Below are 20,275 nucleotides of genomic sequence, written 5' to 3'. Positions count from 1 at the left end.
TCGGCATTTAGCGCAAAGGCGTCGCCATGTTGCGGTAGTGCTCGGTCATGAACTCGACAAAAACCTTCACCTTCAGGGCGACATGCCGGGCGTGCGGATACAGTGCGTAATAGTGCCGCTGACCGAGGGTGAAGTTGGGCAGGAGCTGCACCAATCGCCCACTCAACAAGTCGTCCTGCACCGTTGCCCGGGTAAACGCCGCGATGCCGACACCCGCCAGCGCGGCGGCGTGCAGCGAACTGATCGAATCGGTTTTGAACCGCCCCTGGGTTTTGACTGGTGTTATTACCCCGCGCGCGTCGCTCAGTTGCCAATCGTTGGCAGCGGCGAAGGCCAGCAATTGATGCCCGGCCAATTCACTTGCCTGGCGCACCAAGCCATGTCGGGCCACATAAGCCGGCGAGGCCAGCAGCAACATCGGCGACACCGTCAGCAAGCGCGCGACCAAGGTCGAATCCTCAAGTGGCCCGCAAATGCGCAGCGCTACATCGAAGCCTTCGGCGATCAGATCGACGAAGCGGTCATCGCAGGACAGATCAACTTCAATCTCGGGATAGCGCTGCTGAAACGCCGGCAACCAGTTCGCCAACTCGAGCGTACCGATCACCATCGGCGCGCTGATGCGCAAAACGCCGCTGGGGCTTTCATGGGTTTGCCCGACTGCCACGGCGGCTTGGTCGAGGCGGTCAATGATGTCCACGCACGCGAGGTAATACTGCTGCCCGGCCGTGGTCAGGCTGAAGCGACGGGTATTGCGATTGATCAGGCGTGTGCCGAGTGCGGTTTCCAGTTGCTGCAACTGCCGGGAGATGGTCGAGTGCGTGGTGTCGAGGCGTTCGGCGGCGGCGCTGAATCCACGGCACTCGACGATGCAACGGAACGCACGCATGGCCATCAGTTGATTCATCGGGGCACCGGATTGAGTTGAGCGGCGAGGCCGCAAGCCTAATGCAAACCATGAGGGCATGGCACCTGACAGGCCGAGCATGCGCTGTGTAAAACAGCCAAGCACATTGCCAGCACTGATCCATATAATGCGTCACGTCAGCCCCTTTGCGCCCAAGGAAGAAGCCACCGTCATGCGTCACTGCCTACTGCTGACTGCGCTGCTCAGTGTCATTGTGCAGCTCAACGGATGCGCCGCCTTCCGCGATTACGACCAGGAAATGCAGCAAACCACCGATCAACTGATGATGGGCAATGTCGATGGTGCGCTGTACCTGATCGAGTGGAACAACCCGTGGGAATCCAAGGATCTGCTCTATTACTTCGAAAAAGGCGCAGTCCTCAGCGTCGGCAACTTGCTGCCGGAGAGCCAGATGGCCTGGCGCAGTGCTGACCAGATGATCGTCCAGCGCGAAGACGCCGTGTCGTCCGCACCGATGAAATTCCTCGGCCAATTAGGCCGGGAGCTGGGCGTCATGCTGGTCAATGACAAGCTGCAGCGCTACAACGGTTATGACTACGAAAAGGTCATGCTGACCACGCAGATGGCCCTCAACCAATTGTCCGTCGACGACTTCGAAGGCGCCCGCACCGATATCAAGAAAACCCACGAACGCGAAGCACTGATCGCCCGCGAGCGCGAGCGCCAGTACGAAGAGGTCGAAGAACAAGCCAAGGCTCAGGGCATCAAGGTGCAATACAAGGATCTGCGCGGCTACCCGGTGACCCTTCTTGATGCGCCTTCGGTCATCGAGTTGAAGAACGGTTATCAGAGTGCGTTCAGCCATTATCTGGCCGGTTTCACCTATGAGGCCCTGGGCGAGCGAGATCTGGCTGCACCGGGCTATCGGCAGGCCATCGAACTGCGCCCCAACGTGCCTTTTCTCGAGCAAGCGTTGCGCGATCTCGACAAGCCGCCAGCAAAGGCTGACGAAAGCGACGTGTTGATCGTGGTGCAAAGCGGCCTGGCCCCCGCCCGCGCATCGGTCAAAGTGCTGATTCCGGTGCAGCTCAATGAAAACCTGGTCATCGAGGCGCCGATTTCCTTCCCGGTGATGGTGCCGGATACGGTCACGCCGTTTTTCGACTCGATCAAGGTCGATGCGCGCAAACGCCCCTTGAACCTCATCAACAGCGTGACCGACATGGCGACGCGCACCTTGCGTGATGATATGCCCGATATCATTGGATCGGCGAGGTTCCGCGCCAACCTGGATGCCGTCGCCCAGGCCGATTACAACAGCCAGAACCCCACCAAGGCCTCACTGGTCGTGACCCGCAAAGATCCGCTCGAAGAGGCTGACACCCGCACCTGGCGCACCTTGCCCGATAAAACCCTGGTAGCGCGGCTACGCCTGAAAAAGGGCAATCACACGATCAACGTACCCAACTCCACCGGAACGCTGACCGTACGCATTGATCGTGATCACCAGGTCATCAACCTGCGGGCATTCGGCGACCGGTTATTTATCATCGGCACGGCTTACGTAGCGTCGACGGAACCAGCACCGGGCTTGAAATAGACAGGCGTTGGCGCTTGAAGAAAATCAGGCAGACCGTCAATCTGCCGAGCATCGGCGCGCGCCCTGTCGCCCGCCCCGGACAACCTGAAGAACGGAGTCTTTGCATGCGCTTCAAATTCGTCGCGATTAGCGCTTTCGCCCTGTTGGCCAGCGGCTGCGCAACGCCGCCACCGCCGCCGCCCGCACCGGGCAGCGCCGCGAGCAAAGTCGTGGCCATGGGTGAGCTGAAAAATATCGCGATCGGCAATATGCGCGTCGCCCGCGAAAACGGTTTCATGACCGTCGGCGTCCAGTTGTGCAACACCGACAAGCGCAACAAGACCTTCTATTACCGGTTCGCCTGGCTCGGCGCAGAAGGCTTTCCGGTTGCCGACGAAGAAGTCTGGAAACCCCAGCTGATCTACGGCGGGCAGAACAGCTTCCTCCAAAGCATCGCCCCAACGCCAAAAGCCGTGGACTTCCGTCTGGAACTGCAGACGCCTTGAGCCCGACACCCCCTTCCGTTCCAGAGAGCATTGCCATGTTTGCACGCGTTTCCTGCCTCGCCGTTTTCGCCCTGCTGGCCTCCGGATGCGTCGACAATTCGCCGACCCTGGGCAGCGGTAACATCAGCTACGGCGACCCGAAAGCGGTTGAAACCGTCACCAACGAATTCGGTTCCACCGACCTGCAGATGATCGCCGAGTCGATGACCCGGTCGCTGGCTCAGTCAGGGGTTCTGCAAGGGCGTCCGGTGGTTCAGGTCTACGACGTGATGAACAAGACCAGCGAGTACATCGACACTCGCGAGATCACCACCAGCATCAAGACCCAACTGATGAAGACCGGTGTCGCGCGCTTTGCCAGCGACAACACGGCGATGCAGAGCCAGATTGACCACCTCAAGCTGCAAAACCAGAGTGGCCTGTACAAGAAGAGCACCGTGGCCAAGACTGGCAACATGATCGCGGCGAAATACCGTCTTGAAGGGTCGATCAGCTCGATCGTCAAGCGCAGCAGCGATTACAAGGACGTCTTCTACAAATTCAGCCTGCAACTGATCGATGTCGAGAGCGGTCTGGCCGAATGGATGGACGAAAAAGAAATCCGCAAAACCACGGAGCGTTAATCGATGCGCACATGGATTGGCATGATCGCTATGGCTTGCGCGTTCAGCGTGCAGGCGGCGCCGAAAGTCGCCGTCGCCGACCTCGCGTACGAAGCGCGCGTGGAGCAATACATCCACACTATTTCGGCGCAGAGCGATCATCAGGAGAGCTATTACGGCGCCAGCGGTTCGTCCAGCCATGAAGAATACGAGACGCGCAACAGCTACATCGAACAGACCGAGTTGCGCCGATTCACCGGCGACATCAAGGGCGAAATGCTTCGTACCGGCATGTTCCAGCTGGTGCAGGGCAAGCCGTACACCGCGTCGTCCAAGGGTGACATCTACGACGTGATCCAGCGGATCAAGGCTGGCAGCTTCAAGGGCGCCGACTATGTGCTGTTCGGCACGGTCTCCGACATCGACTTCACCCAGGACATGAACGAGCTGGCGAACACCGACAGCTATTCGGCGGTGCTCGCGCTGACCCTGGTCGCCGATTTCAGCCTGATCAACACCAGGACGTACGAAATCATCTCCGCCTTCACCGCGATGGGTGAAGCGCAGGACACCAAACTGGTGAACGGTCGGGATATCCATGTATCGCTGAACCGCCCGCGCGTGGTCCGTGATGTGTCGAAGGCGTTGGGTGAGGATGTCGCAGGGCAATTGAGCCAGCAACTCGGTAGCGGCGGTTACGAGCCATCGCGCGAGCCGGCTCAACGCAATAACCTGCCGGCGGATACACCACCCGTGATTCTGCGCTGAGTAAATCGCAGGCCATAAAAAAGGCGACCTTTGTAGGTCGCCTTTTTTTGTCTGTGCGATTTATGCGGCGGCTTTACGCAAGGTAGCCATAAACGCCGCAGCGCCGACGAACAGCCCGGCAAACGTGCGGTTCATGCGCTTCTGCTGCTTCGGTGTGCGCAGCAAACGCAGCACCTTCGACGCCAGCCCGGTGTAGCCCGCCATGACGATCAGATCGACACAGACCATCGTCACGCCGATCACCACATACTGAATCAGCAGCGGCGCGTGCGGATTGATGAACTGCGGCAGCACCGCCAGCATGAACACCAGCGCCTTGGGGTTGCTGATATTCACCAGAAAGCCACGGAACACCAGCGCCAGCGGTTTGCCGATGGGCCGTACGGCCGCGTCATCGCTCATGTCCATGGGCAGCGCACGCCATTGTTTGATGGCGAGATAGATCAGGTAGGCGACACCAAACCACTTGATTGCATGGAAAGCCGTGGCCGACGCCGTAAGAATCGCGCCAACGCCGGCGCCGACAATCGCGATCTGCACGGCCAGACCGATCTGCAGGCCGAGGGCGTTCCAGTAACCGCGCCAGAAACCGTATTGCAGACCGCTGGACATCGACGCAATGGCGCCAGCACCCGGGGAAAGACTGATCACCCAGCAGGCAGCGAAAAACGCCAGCCATGTTTGAAGCTCCATCGCACACCTCGACTCATGCTGTAACAAGTCGTCAAAGCTAATGCTGTTTGGGGCCAAAAGCAAAAGATCGCAGCCTTCGGCAGCTCCTACATGGGAATGCGATCCCTGTAGGAGCTGCCGAAGGCTGCGATCTTTTGATCTTGCTTTGAAAATCTACTTCTCAAACCCGCTCGACGGAAAAACATCCGTCCCACGCCAACGCCGCACCGAACGCTGGAAGAACAAGCTGTTCGGCACCTGCACCATCGCGCTGCCAGTCCCAAGCTCTTCAGCCTCGATCAACGTGGTATAGAGCAGATTGATCGCCACCACCCGGCCTTTGACGCCCGGCTTGTCAGTGGTGTCCACCAGCTCAACGATATCGCCCAGCCGAAACGGCCCGACGGTAAAAATCAGAATTGCGCAGAGCAGGTTCGACAGCACACTCCACATCGCAAAGAACGCGACCGCCGCCACCGCAACGAAGCCCGACAGCGCCGTCCACAACACCGTCGCCGAGACACCGAGGCGTTCAAGGACAAAGATCAGCGCGCTGCCCATGATCAGCCAGCGCAATACGCCCCGCAGCGGCATCAGCAACTGCGGCGGGAACGGATAGCGCTCACCCAAGCGGGTCAGGCCTTTGGCGACGAAGCGCTGAGTGAGGTAACCGGCCAGCAGAATCAGCAAAATCTGCACCGTGAACCAGATCGGCTCGACCCACTCCGCCGGCAGCGGCAGCTTGAACGCGTCCATCAGGACAACGCCTCCAGCTCCGCCTGCATGCTTTCCAATATCTCGAGGGCTTCCATCCACGCCTCTTCCAGCTCGCCTTCGCGAACCTTCAGCTTGGCCTGTTCGGCCAGCAGGTCACGCAACTCGTTCTTGCGCGCCGGCTCGTAGATGTCGCTGTCGCCAAGGCTGGCATCGACCTTGGCGAGCTTCTCGTGGAGCTTGCCGAGTTCAGCTTCGAGCTTGTCGGCTTCGCGCTTGTGCGGTGCAAGTTGCTGACGCAGGGCAGCCGCCGCCTGACGCTGGGCCTTCTTGTCGGTCTTGTCCGGGTTGACTGTAGTGGTGCTGACCGGCGCGTTGCGCTGGCGGTATTCCACCAGCCAGCGCGCGTAGTCTTCGAGGTCGCCATCGAACTCTTCGACCTTGCCGTCAGCGACCAGGTAGAAGTTATCGGTGGTGCTCTTGAGCAAGTGTCGATCGTGAGATACCACCAACACCGCGCCACTGAATTCCTGCAGCGCCATGGTCAGCGCCAGGCGCATTTCGAGGTCGAGGTGGTTGGTCGGTTCGTCGAGCAGCAACAGGTTCGGCCGTTCCCAGGCGATCAACGCCAGGGCCAGACGGGCCTTTTCGCCACCGGAGAAATTCAGCACCGGCTCATCGATACGCGCACCACGGAAGTCGAAACCACCGAGGAAGTCGCGCAGGGTCTGCTCGCGTTCGGTCGGTGCCAGACGCTGCATGTGCAGCAACGGGCTGGCCTTGGAGTCCAGCGAGTCGAGCTGGTGCTGAGCGAAGTAGCCGACCACGGTGTTCTCGCCACGGGTCAGGCGCCCGGCGATCGGTGACAGCTCGCCGGCGAGGTTCTTGATCAGCGTCGACTTACCGGCGCCGTTCGGCCCGAGCAGGCCGATCCGCGCACCCGGGGTCAGTTGCAGCTTGACCTTCTCGAGGATGGTTTTGTCGCCATAACCCAGGCTCGCATCGGACAGATCGATCAGCGGACTGGAGATCTTGCTCGACTCGCGGAAAACGAAATCGAACGGCGAATCGACGTGGGCCGCCGACAGCTCTTCCATGCGCTCCAGGGCCTTGATCCGGCTCTGCGCCTGACGGGCCTTGGTCGCTTGCGCCTTGAAGCGGGCGATGTAGCTTTCCATGTGCGCACGTTGCGCCTGCTGCTTCTCGTAGGCCTGTTGCTGCTGGGCCAGACGCTCGGCACGGGCGCGTTCAAAGGCGCTGTAGCCGCCGCGATACAGGGTAATTTTGCGCTGATCGACGTGCGCCACATGATCGACGACTTCGTCGAGGAAATCGCGGTCGTGGGAAATCAGCAGCAAGGTGCCCGGGTAGCTCTTCAGCCACTCTTCGAGCCAGATGATGGCGTCGAGATCCAAGTGGTTGGTCGGCTCGTCGAGCAGCAACAAGTCCGACGGGCACATCAAGGCCTGCGCCAGGTTCAGGCGCATCCGCCAGCCCCCGGAGAAATCGCCGACCTGACGATCCATCTGCTCGTTGGTGAAACCGAGACCGGCAAGCAACTTGCGCGCCCGCGCATCGGCGGTGTAACCGTCGGCGCTGTCGAGTTCGGCGTGCAGGCGCGCCTGAGCGGCACCGTCATGCGCGGCTTCGGCGGCCGCGAGGTCACGTTGCACCTCGCGTAGACGCAGGTCGCCATCGAGCACATAGTCGACGGCAAGCCGTTCGAGCGTCTCGATCTCCTGGCGCATGTGGGCGATGCGCCAGTCGGCCGGCAGGAAGCAATCACCCGAATCCGGATGCAGCTCACCCCGAATCAGGGCGAACAAGCTCGATTTGCCGGCGCCGTTGGCACCGATGAGGCCAGCTTTGTGGCCGGCGTGCAGGGTCAGCTCGGCGTCTTCTAGCAGACGTTGCGGGCCACGCTGTAAAGTCAGGTTCTGAAGTCGGATCATAATGGCGGCGGAGTCTACCAGCTTCGCTCACAACTGGCGCGAGTAGCACGATGTCCTCTGACCTGTGGAGCTTTTCCCTTGCCACCTACGCCCGCCCGGGCGTGGAAGACGCCTGCCTGCAACTGCAAACGGCGGGCGCGAATGTGTGCCTGCTGTTGTGTGCTTTGTGGCTGGAGCAACGCGGGGTGATGTGCGATGAACGACGCGCTCGCCAGCTTCAGACGCTGACCGAACCGTGGGATATCGAAGTGGTGCAGCCGCTGCGGACACTGCGCATGCAGTGGAAGGCGCGGGCGCTGGATGACGCGGTGCTGAAAGGCATGCGCGAGCAGATCAAATCACTTGAGCTTGAGGCTGAGCGAGCGTTGCTGTCACGGCTTGAGGGCGTGGCGCAGGCGTGGCCGCGAAACGCTGCAGGCTCGACGACCTGGCTGGAGGGATTGGCCGGCAGTGCGGCCAGCCCGAACCGCGACGCGCTGCAAGTGCTGCGCGTCGCGGCAACCGGCACTTAGGAAGCGCTGGTCGGGTTGTTGCTGGTGCTCGACGCAGCGGCTGGCGATGGCGCAGCCGAAGGGGTCGAGGTAGTGGCGGCTGCAGCAGGTGCCGCTGACGCAGTCGACGCTGCCGGTGCGGCAGGCTTGGCCGCTGGCGCGGTAGCCGGTTTAGCGGCAGCTGGTTTGGCAGCGGCTGGCTTTTTCACGGCTGGTTTGGCGGCAGGTTTTGCAGCTGGTTTTGCAGCAGCAGGCTTGGCGGCAGCAGTTGCTGGTTTTGCAGCAGCAGCCGGTTTTGCGGCGGGTTTGGCTGCCGGTTTGGCGGCGGCTTTCACTGCTGGTTTGGCAGCAGGCTTGGCGGCCGGTTTTGCCGCAGCTTTTGCAGCAGGTTTGGCTACAGCCGGTTTCGCGGCTGGTTTCGCAGCGGTGGTTTTAGCAGCTGGTTTTGCCGCAACTTTGGCAGCGGGTTTAGCGGCCGGCTTGGCGGCTGCGGTTTTCGCCGGAGCAGCTTTGGCAGCAGTGGTTTTTGCAGCCGGTTTGGCAGCGGCAGTACGCGCAGCCGGCTTGGCGGGAGCAGGTTTCGCAGCGGTGGTTTTAGCAGCTGGTTTTGCCGCGCTGGCCGCAGCCGGTTTTTTCGCGGCAGGTTTGGCAGCGGTTTTCGCAGCCGGTTTGGCAGCCGCTTTCACCGGTGCTTTTGCAGCTGGCTTGGCAGCGGTTTTTGCAGCTGGCTTGGCCGCTGCAGTTTTCGCTGGCGCCTTGGCTGCTGCAGGTTTTGCAGCGGCTTTCTTCGCCGGCGCGGCCGCTGGTTTGGCCGAGCGAGTCGACAATACCTTGCTCACGGCTTCTTGAACGCGGCCAACACCCTGGGCCAGTTTCAGGCTTTCCTGAGCGTCGCGCTTGAGTTGCAGAATGTAGCTGCGCGTATCGGACTGACGATCCTTCAAGGCATCAAGCAGGTCTTCGAGTTCTTTCACTGCGCCTTTGGCTTTGGTCTGTGCCTTGGCTTTACCGGCGGCAGCTGCGTCCTGCAATTTGGTGCGGGATTTGTGCAGTTTTTCTTGCGCCTTGCCGCGTTGCTTTTCCAGCTTGGCGAGCAGTTTTTCAGCATCAGCCAAGGCTTGCGAGCAAGCGTTTTCCAGATGCTCGAGCAGGCTGCCCGAGAGTTGTTGGAGTAAGTGCAACGGAGTGTTTACAGGCTTCTTGGTGGCCGACATGGTTTACCTCCTGGCTGACGTGAGTGCGGCTCATACTAGACCTCTGCTGCTACCGCCGCTAGGTCATGTTGACAGTATCGAAACAGTTGCGTTGCAACGAAGTGAAAATGTTCTGCATGACGGCAAAAGCAGTTCACCGTTGCAGACGTTTGCGCTGGCATAATCCACCGCATCTCAGGACGGAGAGTGCCCATGTCGCGCTACCTTTTTTTATCCCTCTGCATGATTTTTTCCGCAGCCCACGCTGACGAAAAAACCACTGCGAATGACGCTCACGATCTGGCCTACAGTCTGGGCGCAAGCCTCGGTGAACGGCTGCGTCAGGAAGTCCCGCAATTGCAGATTCAGGCGCTGGTCGAAGGCTTGCAGCAAGCCTATCAGGGCAAGCCACTGGCACTGAGTGAAGCCCGCATCGAACAGATCCTCGCCGATCACGAAGCGCAAAATGCCGAACAGAAACCACTGCCGTCGAGTGACGCCGCGATGGAAAACGAACAGCGTTTTCTCACCGCAGAAAAAGCCAAACCGGGCGTGAAGGAATTGGCCGATGGCATCCTGCTGACCGAACTGACCCCTGGCACTGGCGTCAAGGCCGGTCCCGATGGAAAAGTGCAGGTGTTGTACATCGGTCGTCTGCCTGACGGCACGGTGTTCGATCAAAACACTCAGCCGCAGTGGTTCAACCTCGACAGCGTGATTGCCGGATGGCGCACCGCATTGCAGAACATGCCGGTGGGGGCGAAATGGCGCCTGGTGATTCCATCGGATCAGGCCTATGGCGCCGACGGTGCCGGTGACCTGATCGCACCGTTCACGCCGCTGGTATTCGAGGTGGAATTGCGCGGCGCGACCAGTTGATCAGGCAATAAAAAACGGTGCGCCTGGGCGCACCGTTTTTAGTGGAAAAGCAGATCAGGCCTGAACCGGATCCTCTTCCTTGTGTGCTGTATGCAGCACTTCAATCAGGCAGTCTTCGAGTTCGAAACGCTCGTGCAGCAGGCCACCGAGCTCCTTGAATTTCTCGGCAACGCATTTGCCTTCATCGCACAGATCGTTGAACGCGAGCAGCTTCTCGGTGATGACGTCGATGCGTGGATAGATCGTCTCGGCGAGTTCCAGGCCACGCTTGTCGTTGAACGCCTTGGCTTCGCCCGTCAGCTGTTCGTAGATTTCGAAGTGCCCGGCGGAGACGTAATCAACCAGCACGCCGCAGAATTCCTGCAAGGGCTTGCGGCTCTCGGACAGCGACTCAGGCTGAGCACCGAGCTTGTCGTAGGCGCCGATCAGATCTTCACGCTCCTGCAACCAGCGGTCGATCAGCAGATGAACCCCACCCCAACGTTCCTGAGCATTCTGACAACTTTCGAGCATGGCGATCTCTCTTCCCTTGTGGGTCATGCTGCTCTACACCCGCGCCTCTCTTCTGGTTTGAAGCCGGGAGGGCGGTCGGGCAGAGCGTCATCGAGCAACATAATTCCAATGACACGTGCGGGCCAGATTATGCCCGCACGCCTATGGCTTCAAGGTACGCAGGAGATAAAGTTCATACAAGTGTTTAATCCCTGATCAGCCTGCGGTGCGACGCTTCGCCGCTGAGCGGTTGTTGCAGAGCGTTCCAGACCAGTCGTATCAGTTGGTAAAACGCCAGAATCGACATCGCCACAAAAAACAGCAAGCTCCACTCGGGGATGCTCAGATCGAACAGCGTCCAGGAAATTTCCACACAGTCGGCGCTGCCGCTGACCATGCGCAGTACCGCGCACAACCAGGGCATGCTGCTGAACAAGGTCTCGGGCGCAGGCGAACATTCGACCAGTTGCAGTACTGAATCGCCTTGCATCAACACCTGCCGCCAGGCCGCCGTCGTGCCACCGAGGCTCGCGCAAAGCGCAACCACCCAGTAGAGCGAAAGGCCGACACGTCGCGGACCATGCACCGCCGCCAGACCACAGCAGAAGGTCAGCAGCGTCATGAACATCCGCTGTACCAGGCACAGGCTGCATGGGGCCAGGCCAACCGCGTATTCGAGGTAATAAGAAGCTCCCAGGGCAACAGCCCCCGCAGTGAAAGCCATAAAAAACAAGGAGCGTGAGCAGGCCAACGACATGGCTTTTCCGTAACAGTAGAGACAGGCAGTTACGGTAGAGGAAAGCGCGTCAGCCTTTCAAGGCAGGCAGCCGCCGACACTTCACCAGAGGTGTAGGGAAATCCCGACAGGCAACAGAGGAATTGATGTAGGCCGTTGTAGGACGTTGCCCAAGACGCGTGTTGGCGAGGATTTTTCCGTCATCAGGCACACGAGGGAGCACGCTCCCCCGTGATTTTACGCGCGGACCGGGACCGGCAGGGGAGCGGCCAGCAGACGCTCATCGAGCAGGCCAAGACCCTCCTGAAACAGTTGATTACTGCGTTCAGTATCGCCGAGCTGGGCAAGCAGGCGGGCCAGCTCTGCACAGGCTTCCGGATTGCGCTGCTGGCGCAGGCTGCTTTCCAGATAATCGCGGGCCTTGCCCCACAAACTGGTTTGCAGGCACAGACGGCCCAGGGTCAGCAGCAGGCTTGGGTCGGCCGGATGCTCCTTGAGCCAGCCTTCGGCCGTTTGCAACTGACGCGCCGGATCACTGCCGCGCACCAGGCCATAAAGACGTGCCAGATGACTGTCGTACTTGCGCTTGAGCGCCGTTCGCAGCACTTCCTCCGCTTCGACCTGGGCGCCCAACTGACGCAACTGTTCGGCATACGCCAAGACCAATGGCGGCTCCTGACGCTGCGCCGAGGTGAGCTGTTCCCATGCGCGCTTGAGCGACTGCAGACCTACCGTGCCATCCTCCTCGCGATGCGCTGCCAGCGACAGGTTTGCACCCCAGGCCCGGCGTTCCAGTTCAGTCAGCTCTGCGGGGGGCAGGACTTTGTCCTTGCGCAGCTCCGGCAATAGACGGATCACCTCCGACCATTCACCACGCTGTTGATGCAAACGCTGCAACTGACGCAAGGTCTGCGCATTGCGCGGGTGGCGCTCGTGCATCGCTTGCAGGGTCACCAGCGCACCGTCGGTATCACCGCGGTCGGTTTGCAACTGCGCATGACTCAAGGCAATCGCCAGCTCGGCTTGCGGCTGACGTTCCAGCGCACGTTCCAGCAAGCGATCGCACTCTTCGTAATTGCCCTGTTCGTTGGCCGCACGTGCCGCGCCGAGGTAGTACAGCAGCGGTTGGCGTTCGGCCTCTGCGGCACGGTACAAATGCCGTTGCGCGCTGGCCCAGCGACCTTCGGCGAGATCGAGTTGGCCGTGTTCGATGGCCACTTGCACACGACGACTGCGGTTGCGACGCGACCATGGATTGACCACACCGGTGGAGGTCATGACCAGTTCGACCAGCGTCTTGATGCCCCAGAACAGCAGCCACAACACCGCAATCACCGCGAGCGTTGCCCACAGGCTCGCTTCGTAACGGAAGGTCTTGTAGGCGATCAACACGTAGCCGGAATGTTGCGCCACGGCAAAGCCCAGCGCCGCCGTCGCCGCGATCACCAAAAACACAATCACATACAGGCGTTTCATGGCGTCGCCTCCTGCGCGGCATTGGCGGCAGGTTTGGCGAAGGGTTTTACCGATTCTTCGGCGTTGACGTTGCGCCGCTCGAGATAGCCCTGCACCGCACTCAGGGTGCCAGCCATGTCAGGTGTGTTGACCGTGACCGGTTCCTTGCTCAGCTCTGCGACTTGCTCGAGCATCACTTTGCTTTGCGGATTATCCGGATTGAAGTTGCCCTTGAGCACGTCGCGCGCCTCGGCCAGCGCTTGGGTGTAAACCGCTGCCTGGCCGTTGAGCGCGGCCCACTGCGCCTGCTCAAGCGAAAGGCTCAGGGCCAGGCGCACCTGGCTCAGACTCTGCCCGGCGAGCAGTGGCCGCACATTCTTGTCAGCATTGAAATCGATGCGGATGTAGCGCGAGACCTGATCCCACCACTGCGCCCAACGACTCGCACCGTCACCGTCGGCAGTCAGGCCGAGCAGCGATTCGCCGCGATCCTTGTATTCCGGCGCCAGCTCGGTGAGGTCGATGACCTGGTCACGCAGCGCGCCGAGGCGCAGGAACAGACCGGTACGATCCGGCTGTGCAGTGCTGCGCAACGCGACCAGGGTTTTCGCCACTTGCTCGCGAGCGGCGAAAGAGCCGGGATCGTTTTGCTCACGAAGGATTTCGTCGGCACCCTGCACCAGCGCCTGCGCGCTGCTGATGTCCTGCAAGGCCGAGAGGCGCAGGCTGGCCAGACGCAGCAGATGTTCGGCCTCGGCCAAACGCCAGTCCTTGCGGCTGGCACCGAGGACGGTTTCCAGACGCTGGTTGAGGCGTTGTTGATCGCCCTGAAGTTGGGTCACCAGACGCTGACGCTCGGCAAGCTCGTCAGCACTCGGCAACTGCGCGAGGCGTTCGGTCAGACGCTGTTCGTTGAGTTTCAGACTCTGCGCCTGATCGTTCAGCGCCTGCACTTCCCCGGACTGCTGTTGAGTGTTGGTCTGCAGGTGCCGGACCTGCCAGACACCCCAGCCACCCATGGCGACCCCGGCAGCGCCGAGCAACAGGGCGACGATGGCCAGTCCATTGCCTCGGCGCGGCTCTGTGGCCGGCGGTGGAGTTTCAACCTGGGCATCAATCACAGGCTGGACGTCATCTTTAGGCAAGGCTGTTTCGCTCACGTATCCATCCTTTGCATTAGAAAACGGGTACGGGATGCTCCCGTAACGCCGTCAGCAAAGCCGCGGCACTCGCGCCGCGGCAATCCACAACTGTTTGAGCCCCGGCGGCACGTGCCTGCTCGGCGACTCTTGGGCTTGGCACAAACAACGGCAACTGCGCAATTGCCGGCCAGGCATCGCCGGCCATCTGACGCAGGTGCTCGAAACCCTGTCCACTGCTGACCACCAGCCCGTTCAAGCGTTCCGCTGCAATCCGCTGCGGTAACGCTTGCGGTGCATAGGCTGGCAGCTCACGTCGATACAATTCCAGATACTCGACACTAGCACCTAGCTCACGCAAGCGCTCGGCAAGCAGTTCGCGCCCGCCCTCCCCGCGCAGGATCAACACCTGCGCACCGGGCTGGCTGACCGCCTCACGCAGACGCGGCAATTGCAGCAACGCTTCACTGTCATCGCCCTCAGACGGGAAGTGCGCATCGAGGCCGCGATCCAGAAGAATCTGCGCGGTGGCCGCACCGACACTGAACCACGGCATCGTCAGCGCAGACGAGCCGTCGAGCAACTCCAGTGCAATGCGTGCCGCCGGTTTGCTAACCACGATTACCGCGCTGCAATTGGGCAACTGCGCAATCGCCTGACGAATCTTGTCAGAGACCGGCAGCGCGACAATGTCCAGAAGCGGCAGACAACTACTGAAAACGCCCTGCGCCGCCAACGTCTCGGCCAGCGCCGCACAATCGTCCGCAGAGCGCGTCAGCAGCAGGCGCCAACCGGTCACTCGTGACCTGCCTCGCCGTAGACCGCTTTGAGAATGTCGTCCGCACCTTGGCTGAGCAGGTCTTCAGCGACTTTCACGCCCAGCGCTTCGGCATCGGCGCGCGGTGCACGAGCTTCGGCACTGAGCAGCTTGCCGCCGCTCGGTTCACCGACCAGACCACGCAGCCACAACTGCTCGCCTTCAAGCACGGCGTAGCAGGCGATCGGCACTTGGCAGCCGCCATTCAGATGTTTGTTGAGGGCACGTTCGGCGGTCACGCGCGACGAGGTATCGGCGTGATGCAGCGGCGCGAGCAAGGCGTGGATTTGCGTGTCGGCGCTGCGGCATTCAATACCGACTGCGCCCTGGCCACCGGCCGGCAAACTGTCGTCGACGCTGATCGCCGAAGTGATGCGCTCTTCGAAACCGAGGCGGATCAGACCAGCCGCCGCGAGGATGATCGCGTCGTACTCGCCAGCATCAAGTTTGGCCAGACGCGTATTGACGTTACCGCGCAGGAAGCGGATCTCAAGATCCGGGCGACGGGTCAGCAGTTGCGCCTGACGACGCAGACTCGAGGTGCCGACGATGCTGCCGGCAGGCAACGCTTCAAGGCTGTCATAGGTATTGGAAACGAAAGCGTCGCGCGGGTCTTCGCGTTCGCAAATGCAAAACAGACCGAGGCCTTCAGGGAAGTCCATCGGCACGTCTTTCATCGAATGCACGGCGATGTCGGCTTGATTTTCCAGCAGCGCGGTTTCCAGTTCCTTGACGAACAGGCCCTTGCCGCCGATTTTCGACAGCGGCGAATCGAGCAGCTTGTCGCCGCGACTGACCATGGGCACCAGCGTCACCAGCAAGCCCGGATGGGCCGCTTCCAGACGGGCTTTGACGTATTCGGCCTGCCAGAGGGCCAGCGCACTTTTACGGGTGGCGATGCGGATTTCGCGAGAGGACATGGATCAATCCGTACTGAATAGATACGGCGGATAATAACAGCTCAGCCAAATCCACTTTGACTTGAATCAGAGTCGGCGCGGCCTCCCTGGCCTGCAATGCCCGGTAAAAAGGAGCTGGAGCCGCCCGGAATGACCGGGGTTACAGGCCCTGCATCATTTTGCGCACACCGGCCACATGCCGACGGCTGACGATCAGCGCATCACCATTGAGACCTTTGAGGAACAGCTGGAAATGCCCCAGCGGCGTGCGTTGCAGGCGCTCGATGCGGTCGCGGGCGACCAGCGCGTTGCGGTGGATACGCACGAAACGCTCGCCGAATTCGTCTTCAAGGGCCTTGAGTGGCTCGTCGAGCAGCACTTCGCCGGCCTCGTGGCGCAAGGTCACGTATTTGTGGTCGGCAATGAAATAGACCACCTGATCCAGCGGGATCAGTTCGATGCCTTTGCGAGTACGCGCGCTGATGTGGCTGCGCGGGCCGGTGCCGCTTTCGGCAGCGGGACGGGTCAGGGCCGAGAGTTGCGCCCGGTTGGGACGTTCCGCCCGTTTCAGGGCGTCATGCAGATGTTCGGTTCGCACGGGTTTCACCACATAGCCCACGGCGCTGGCCTGCAGGGCTTCCACGGCAAATTCATCGGGGCTGGTGCAAAACACCACGGCGGGCGGCGTTTCTCGTTCGCACAGACGGGCAGCAACCTGCAGGCCATCGAGGCCTGGCATGCGGATATCGAGCAGCACGATATCCGGCTTGTGGCTGTCGATCAGTGCCAACGCCTCCTCGCCATTCGTGGCGCTGGGCTCCAGAACTGTATAACCCTCGAGCTCGCTCACCATTCGGCTGAGGCGCTCGCGAGCGAGTGGTTCGTCATCAACGATCAGGACATTCATATTGCGCTGGATTCCTGCGTGAGTCTCGCACAAGGATAGCGTAGACAGGTGAAGTGACGTCCGTCACCGCGATCCACGCTAAGACTAGCCCGAGCGCCAAAAAGTGCCGTACGTCGGCCAGCAATATTTGCCAGTGTCCGGGTCGTACCGCTCAAAGCCCGCTGTTTCCTGCGTTTTTCACGGGGAATGCCGAAGGACAATTGCACCCACCCCCTCTTCTTATAGTCGGCGACCAGACCTTTGCGCGATCCGCAGTCGCGCCGACCCTTATGTCCTACTGTAGACGCTCGTCGGAACGATATTGCTCAATCGAAAAATATCCTTGCGCAAATCCCCCGGGGCCAGCGCCGACTATGACTGAGCAGATGAGAAAAAAACGTATCGACCAGTGTCAACGACAGGATTGGCAACCCTGTTATTATCCGCGCCAGCGTTTCACGCCTTTTTTCTTCAAGCCGATACGAGCGAATTCATGAGCACTGACAAGACCAATCAGTCCTGGGGCGGCCGCTTCAGTGAACCCGTCGACGCCTTCGTCGCCCGCTTCACCGCCTCCGTCACTTTCGACCAGCGCCTGTATCGCCACGACATCATGGGTTCGATCGCCCACGCCACCATGCTGGCCAAGGTCGGCGTGCTGACCGATGCCGAGCGCGACAGCATCATCGATGGCCTGAAGACCATTCAGGGCGAAATCGAGGCCGGCCAGTTCGACTGGCGCATCGATCTCGAAGACGTGCACATGAACATCGAAGCACGCCTGACCGATCGCATCGGCGTCACCGGTAAAAAGCTGCACACCGGGCGTAGCCGTAACGACCAGGTCGCCACCGACATCCGCCTGTGGCTGCGTGACGAGATCGACCTGATCCTCGCCGAAATCACCCGCCTGCAAAAAGGCCTGCTGGAGCAAGCCGAGCGCGAAGCCGCGAGCATCATGCCGGGCTTCACTCACCTGCAGACCGCGCAACCAGTGACTTTCGGTCACCACATGCTGGCCTGGTTCGAAATGCTCAGCCGCGATTACGAGCGTCTGGTCGACTGCCGCAAGCGTACCAATCGCATGCCGTTGGGCAGCGCTGCGCTGGCCGGCACCACCTACCCGATCGACCGCGAATACACCGCGCAACTGCTGGGTTTCGATGCGGTCGGCGGCAACTCGCTGGACAACGTTTCCGATCGCGACTTCGCCATCGAATTCTGCTCGGCCGCGAGCATCGCGATGATGCACTTGTCGCGTTTCTCCGAAGAGCTGGTGCTGTGGACCAGCGCGCAGTTCCAGTTCATCGATCTGCCGGATCGTTTCTGCACCGGCAGCTCGATCATGCCGCAAAAGAAAAACCCCGACGTGCCAGAGCTGGTACGTGGCAAGACCGGGCGTGTGTTCGGCGCACTGATGGGTCTGCTGACCCTGATGAAAGGCCAGCCGCTGGCCTATAACAAAGACAACCAGGAAGACAAGGAGCCGCTGTTCGACGCCGCCGATACTCTGCGCGATTCGCTGCGGGCCTTTGCCGACATGATCCCGGCGATCAAACCGAAGCACGCGATCATGCGTGAAGCGGCGTTGCGCGGTTTCTCCACCGCGACCGACCTGGCGGATTATCTGGTGCGTCGTGGTTTGCCGTTCCGTGATTGCCACGAAATCGTTGGCCATGCCGTTAAGTACGGCGTCGACACTGGCAAGGATCTGGCCGAGATGAGCCTGGAAGAACTGCGTCAGTTCAGCGATCAGATCGAGCAGGATGTGTTTGCCGTGCTGACCCTGGAAGGCTCGGTGAATGCCCGTGACCACATCGGCGGGACTGCACCGGCGCAGGTCAAGGCAGCGGTAGTACGCGGCCAGGCCCTGATCGCCAGCCGCTAAAAGCCAAAGGCATCGCTAGCAGGGCTAGCTCCCACAATTGGAATTGTGAATACAGTTCAAGGTGGGAGCTAGCCCTGCTAGCGATTGCTCGTTTAAGAACACAGATTTATTACTTCTTGGCAGCGATCATCGCCAAAAACGCCGGCATCGCTGCTTCTTTGTCCGCTGCAATCTTCTGCACATGCGGATTCTGCTCAAGCTGCTCCAACAACGCCTTGGCCTGCGGCATCTCCGCCAGCAAATCAATCCCGAACAGCTTTTGCCCGACCGCACAGGCCAGTGGCACGCTGTAAAGGAAATACAAATCGGCAATGCTCAAACTGTCGCCCGCCACGTACGGGGCGAATTTGCCGTGCCGGCCTAGCGCCGCAAAACCCAGCTGCAATTCAGTCTTGGTCTTTTCCTTGATCGCGTCCGGCAAGGTCATGCCGAAAAACGCTTCGCCATAACAAGCGCGGCCCGGCAGCTCGATGTACAGCTCGATTTCCTTGGCAATCGCCAACACCTGCGCACGTTCGAACGGATCGCTCGGCAGCAGCGGCGTGCCTTTCTGGGTCTGTTCGAGGTATTCGAGGATGATCGCGGTTTCGTTGATGAAACCCGCGTCCACGCCGAGCACCGGGACCTTGCCACGCGGGCTGATGGCCAGAGATTCCGGTGTCGGCGTCGGGTAGAAGGTGACCTCTTCGAACGGCAGGCCTTTTTCCAGCAGCGCCAGTTTGACCATGTTGTAGTAGTTGCTGACTGAGAATCCGTAGAGCTTGAACATCACATAGCCTCCAGGCCGTGCGGGGTGGGCAGTGCCTGTTTATAGATCGCTCAGGCCAATCCCGCCAGCAGCATCACACCGCTGAATACGGGTAAACTGGCGCCTTTCCTTGAGGAGCCTGCCATGAGCGAGCCGACAGACATCGACAATGACAACGACGAAGAAGAGTTCACCGAAGCGACGTTGATCGAAGCGATCGAGAACCAGATCGAAAGCGACAACCCGCCGGCAGCCAAAGCGACGTTTAACAAGTTGACTCTGGTGGGCGTTGAGCGCGAAGAGATCCTCAATCTGATGGCTCACGTGCTGGCTTACGAGATTGACGCAATGCTCGACGAAGATCGCGCATTTGATACTGAATGGTACGAAGCGGCGTTGCGTGCATTGCCAGAGCTGCCACCCGAAAAACAGTAACCCCCCGATCCTGTAGGAGTGAGCCTGCTCGCGATAGCGTTCTGTCAGTGAAGAATATGCTGACAGGCACTCCGCTATCGCGAGCAGGCTCACTCCTACAATGTTTGTAACGTATCCATCCAGCCAACTCCCCGGCCCGGACTACACTGGAATCTGCCTCAAGACAAAATCCCTGATCTGAACACTGGACATGCCGCAAAAGCGGGTTCACCTTAGGGGCGCTGTCGTCTAATTCCTAGAAAGTCTGGAGTCCTTATGTCGCTTACCCCTGAGCTGGTTGCCGAACTGGAAGTCCTCGCACTCTTTCCCCTGGACAGTTCCCAGGAAGGTTTGAAAATCCATCAGACCGCTGCCCCGAAACATATTTCTGCCGCCAAACGTCTCTTTGAAAAAGACCTGACCGATCAGCCCGACGGCGGTTATCTGACCAGCCTCGGCCGCGACGCCGCACAAAATGTGCAAACCGTGCTGACCATTCTCAGAGAGCAGGAAACAGCCTGATTTTCCCCTGACTTCGCCCACGGGAACTCCCGCCACGGGATTTCCGCGGGCCTGC

The 20,275-nt window shown here is 60.4% G+C and carries 22 protein-coding genes; 9 read left to right on the top strand and 13 right to left on the bottom strand.

The genetic code is table 11. The annotated features are described in order from the left end of the window. Positions 1–7: 7 nt before the first annotated feature. Positions 8–907: a LysR family transcriptional regulator gene (locus tag QOL84_RS20715; RefSeq protein WP_283438394.1), complete on the bottom strand. Its 900-nt coding sequence runs from the start codon at positions 905–907 to the stop codon at positions 8–10. A gap of 172 nt (positions 908–1,079) precedes the next feature. Between QOL84_RS20715 and QOL84_RS20710 the strand changes: the two genes are divergently transcribed. The 4 genes from QOL84_RS20710 (at position 1,080) to QOL84_RS20695 (ending at position 4,323) form a co-directional block, all read left to right on the top strand. Continuing rightward, positions 1,080–2,468, top strand: coding sequence for a COG3014 family protein (locus QOL84_RS20710; protein ID WP_283438674.1), 1,389 nt, complete (start codon positions 1,080–1,082; stop codon positions 2,466–2,468). 104 nt (positions 2,469–2,572) lie between these two features. After that, positions 2,573–2,953 carry a YcfL family putative periplasmic lipoprotein gene (locus tag QOL84_RS20705; protein ID WP_283438393.1) on the top strand — a complete coding sequence of 127 codons (381 nt, stop codon included), beginning with the start codon at positions 2,573–2,575 and terminating at the stop codon, positions 2,951–2,953. Between the two features lie 35 nt (positions 2,954–2,988). Beyond that, on the top strand, positions 2,989–3,576 hold the full coding sequence (gene lpoB / locus QOL84_RS20700) for a penicillin-binding protein activator LpoB (RefSeq protein ID WP_129396014.1): 588 nt from the start codon (positions 2,989–2,991) through the stop codon (positions 3,574–3,576). 3 nt (positions 3,577–3,579) lie between these two features. Next, positions 3,580–4,323 carry a penicillin-binding protein activator LpoB gene (locus QOL84_RS20695; protein WP_283438392.1) on the top strand — a complete coding sequence of 248 codons (744 nt, stop codon included), beginning with the start codon at positions 3,580–3,582 and terminating at the stop codon, positions 4,321–4,323. Positions 4,324–4,383: 60 nt separating this feature from the next. On the opposite strand, the gene rhtB is transcribed toward QOL84_RS20695, so the two are convergent. The 3 genes from rhtB to abc-f form a co-directional block, all read right to left on the bottom strand. Continuing rightward, complete coding sequence (gene rhtB, locus QOL84_RS20690; RefSeq protein ID WP_283438391.1) at positions 4,384–5,016, bottom strand: homoserine/homoserine lactone efflux protein; 633 nt, start codon at positions 5,014–5,016, stop codon at positions 4,384–4,386. A 153-nt stretch (positions 5,017–5,169) separates the two neighbouring features. Next, positions 5,170–5,751, bottom strand: coding sequence for a mechanosensitive ion channel family protein (locus QOL84_RS20685; protein ID WP_283438390.1), 582 nt, complete (start codon positions 5,749–5,751; stop codon positions 5,170–5,172). After that, entirely contained in the window at positions 5,751–7,661 is a 1,911-nt protein-coding gene (abc-f, locus tag QOL84_RS20680) for a ribosomal protection-like ABC-F family protein (protein ID WP_129396018.1), read from the bottom strand. The genes QOL84_RS20685 and abc-f overlap by 1 nt, the downstream gene beginning before the upstream one ends. Positions 7,662–7,711: 50 nt before the next feature. Here abc-f and QOL84_RS20675 point away from each other — a divergent pair, with 50 nt between their 5' ends. Continuing rightward, a complete protein-coding gene (locus QOL84_RS20675; protein ID WP_283438389.1) occupies positions 7,712–8,173 on the top strand; it encodes a TIGR02444 family protein in 462 nt (153 codons plus the stop codon). On the opposite strand, the gene QOL84_RS20670 is transcribed toward QOL84_RS20675, so the two are convergent. Beyond that, positions 8,170–9,366: an AlgP family protein gene (locus QOL84_RS20670; protein WP_283438388.1), complete on the bottom strand. Its 1,197-nt coding sequence runs from the start codon at positions 9,364–9,366 to the stop codon at positions 8,170–8,172. The two genes, QOL84_RS20675 and QOL84_RS20670, sit on opposite strands and share 4 nt — an antisense overlap. Before the next feature lie 192 nt (positions 9,367–9,558). Between QOL84_RS20670 and QOL84_RS20665 the strand changes: the two genes are divergently transcribed. Then, a complete protein-coding gene (locus QOL84_RS20665; protein WP_283438387.1) occupies positions 9,559–10,224 on the top strand; it encodes an FKBP-type peptidyl-prolyl cis-trans isomerase in 666 nt (221 codons plus the stop codon). Between the two features lie 54 nt (positions 10,225–10,278). Here the strand turns inward: QOL84_RS20665 and QOL84_RS20660 are convergent, their stop codons facing one another. The 7 genes from QOL84_RS20660 to QOL84_RS20630 form a co-directional block, all read right to left on the bottom strand. Next, complete coding sequence (locus QOL84_RS20660) at positions 10,279–10,737, bottom strand: Rsd/AlgQ family anti-sigma factor (protein ID WP_064116385.1); 459 nt, start codon at positions 10,735–10,737, stop codon at positions 10,279–10,281. Positions 10,738–10,921: 184 nt separating this feature from the next. After that, on the bottom strand, positions 10,922–11,473 hold the full coding sequence (locus tag QOL84_RS20655; RefSeq protein WP_283438386.1) for a disulfide bond formation protein B: 552 nt from the start codon (positions 11,471–11,473) through the stop codon (positions 10,922–10,924). A 216-nt stretch (positions 11,474–11,689) separates the two neighbouring features. Further along, complete coding sequence (locus QOL84_RS20650) at positions 11,690–12,928, bottom strand: heme biosynthesis protein HemY (RefSeq protein ID WP_283438385.1); 1,239 nt, start codon at positions 12,926–12,928, stop codon at positions 11,690–11,692. Beyond that, positions 12,925–14,067 carry a uroporphyrinogen-III C-methyltransferase gene (locus QOL84_RS20645; protein ID WP_283438384.1) on the bottom strand — a complete coding sequence of 381 codons (1,143 nt, stop codon included), beginning with the start codon at positions 14,065–14,067 and terminating at the stop codon, positions 12,925–12,927. The genes QOL84_RS20650 and QOL84_RS20645 overlap by 4 nt, the downstream gene beginning before the upstream one ends. Before the next feature lie 16 nt (positions 14,068–14,083). Next, complete coding sequence (locus QOL84_RS20640) at positions 14,084–14,845, bottom strand: uroporphyrinogen-III synthase (RefSeq protein ID WP_283438383.1); 762 nt, start codon at positions 14,843–14,845, stop codon at positions 14,084–14,086. Then, positions 14,842–15,783: a hydroxymethylbilane synthase gene (hemC, locus tag QOL84_RS20635; RefSeq protein WP_129396026.1), complete on the bottom strand. Its 942-nt coding sequence runs from the start codon at positions 15,781–15,783 to the stop codon at positions 14,842–14,844. The genes QOL84_RS20640 and hemC overlap by 4 nt, the downstream gene beginning before the upstream one ends. 139 nt (positions 15,784–15,922) lie before the next feature. Continuing rightward, positions 15,923–16,669, bottom strand: a complete 747-nt coding sequence (locus QOL84_RS20630) for a LytR/AlgR family response regulator transcription factor (RefSeq protein WP_007911111.1) — start codon at positions 16,667–16,669, stop codon at positions 15,923–15,925. A gap of 472 nt (positions 16,670–17,141) precedes the next feature. Between QOL84_RS20630 and argH the strand changes: the two genes are divergently transcribed. Beyond that, positions 17,142–18,536: an argininosuccinate lyase gene (gene argH, locus QOL84_RS20625; RefSeq protein WP_007911110.1), complete on the top strand. Its 1,395-nt coding sequence runs from the start codon at positions 17,142–17,144 to the stop codon at positions 18,534–18,536. 109 nt (positions 18,537–18,645) lie between these two features. Here the strand turns inward: argH and QOL84_RS20620 are convergent, their stop codons facing one another. Next, positions 18,646–19,305, bottom strand: a complete 660-nt coding sequence (locus QOL84_RS20620; protein ID WP_283438382.1) for a glutathione S-transferase family protein — start codon at positions 19,303–19,305, stop codon at positions 18,646–18,648. A gap of 123 nt (positions 19,306–19,428) precedes the next feature. Here QOL84_RS20620 and QOL84_RS20615 point away from each other — a divergent pair, with 123 nt between their 5' ends. Further along, complete coding sequence (locus tag QOL84_RS20615) at positions 19,429–19,719, top strand: hypothetical protein (protein ID WP_150648999.1); 291 nt, start codon at positions 19,429–19,431, stop codon at positions 19,717–19,719. A 255-nt stretch (positions 19,720–19,974) separates the two neighbouring features. Then, on the top strand, positions 19,975–20,220 hold the full coding sequence (locus tag QOL84_RS20610; RefSeq protein ID WP_008084565.1) for a TIGR02647 family protein: 246 nt from the start codon (positions 19,975–19,977) through the stop codon (positions 20,218–20,220). The last annotated feature ends 55 nt before the right edge of the window (positions 20,221–20,275 follow it).

This window comes from Pseudomonas helmanticensis, assembly GCF_900182985.1.
Lineage (GTDB): Bacteria > Pseudomonadota > Gammaproteobacteria > Pseudomonadales > Pseudomonadaceae > Aquipseudomonas > Aquipseudomonas helmanticensis.
The sequence above is the reverse complement of the archived record's forward strand: the minus strand, read 5'-3'. Positions and strand labels throughout refer to the sequence as shown.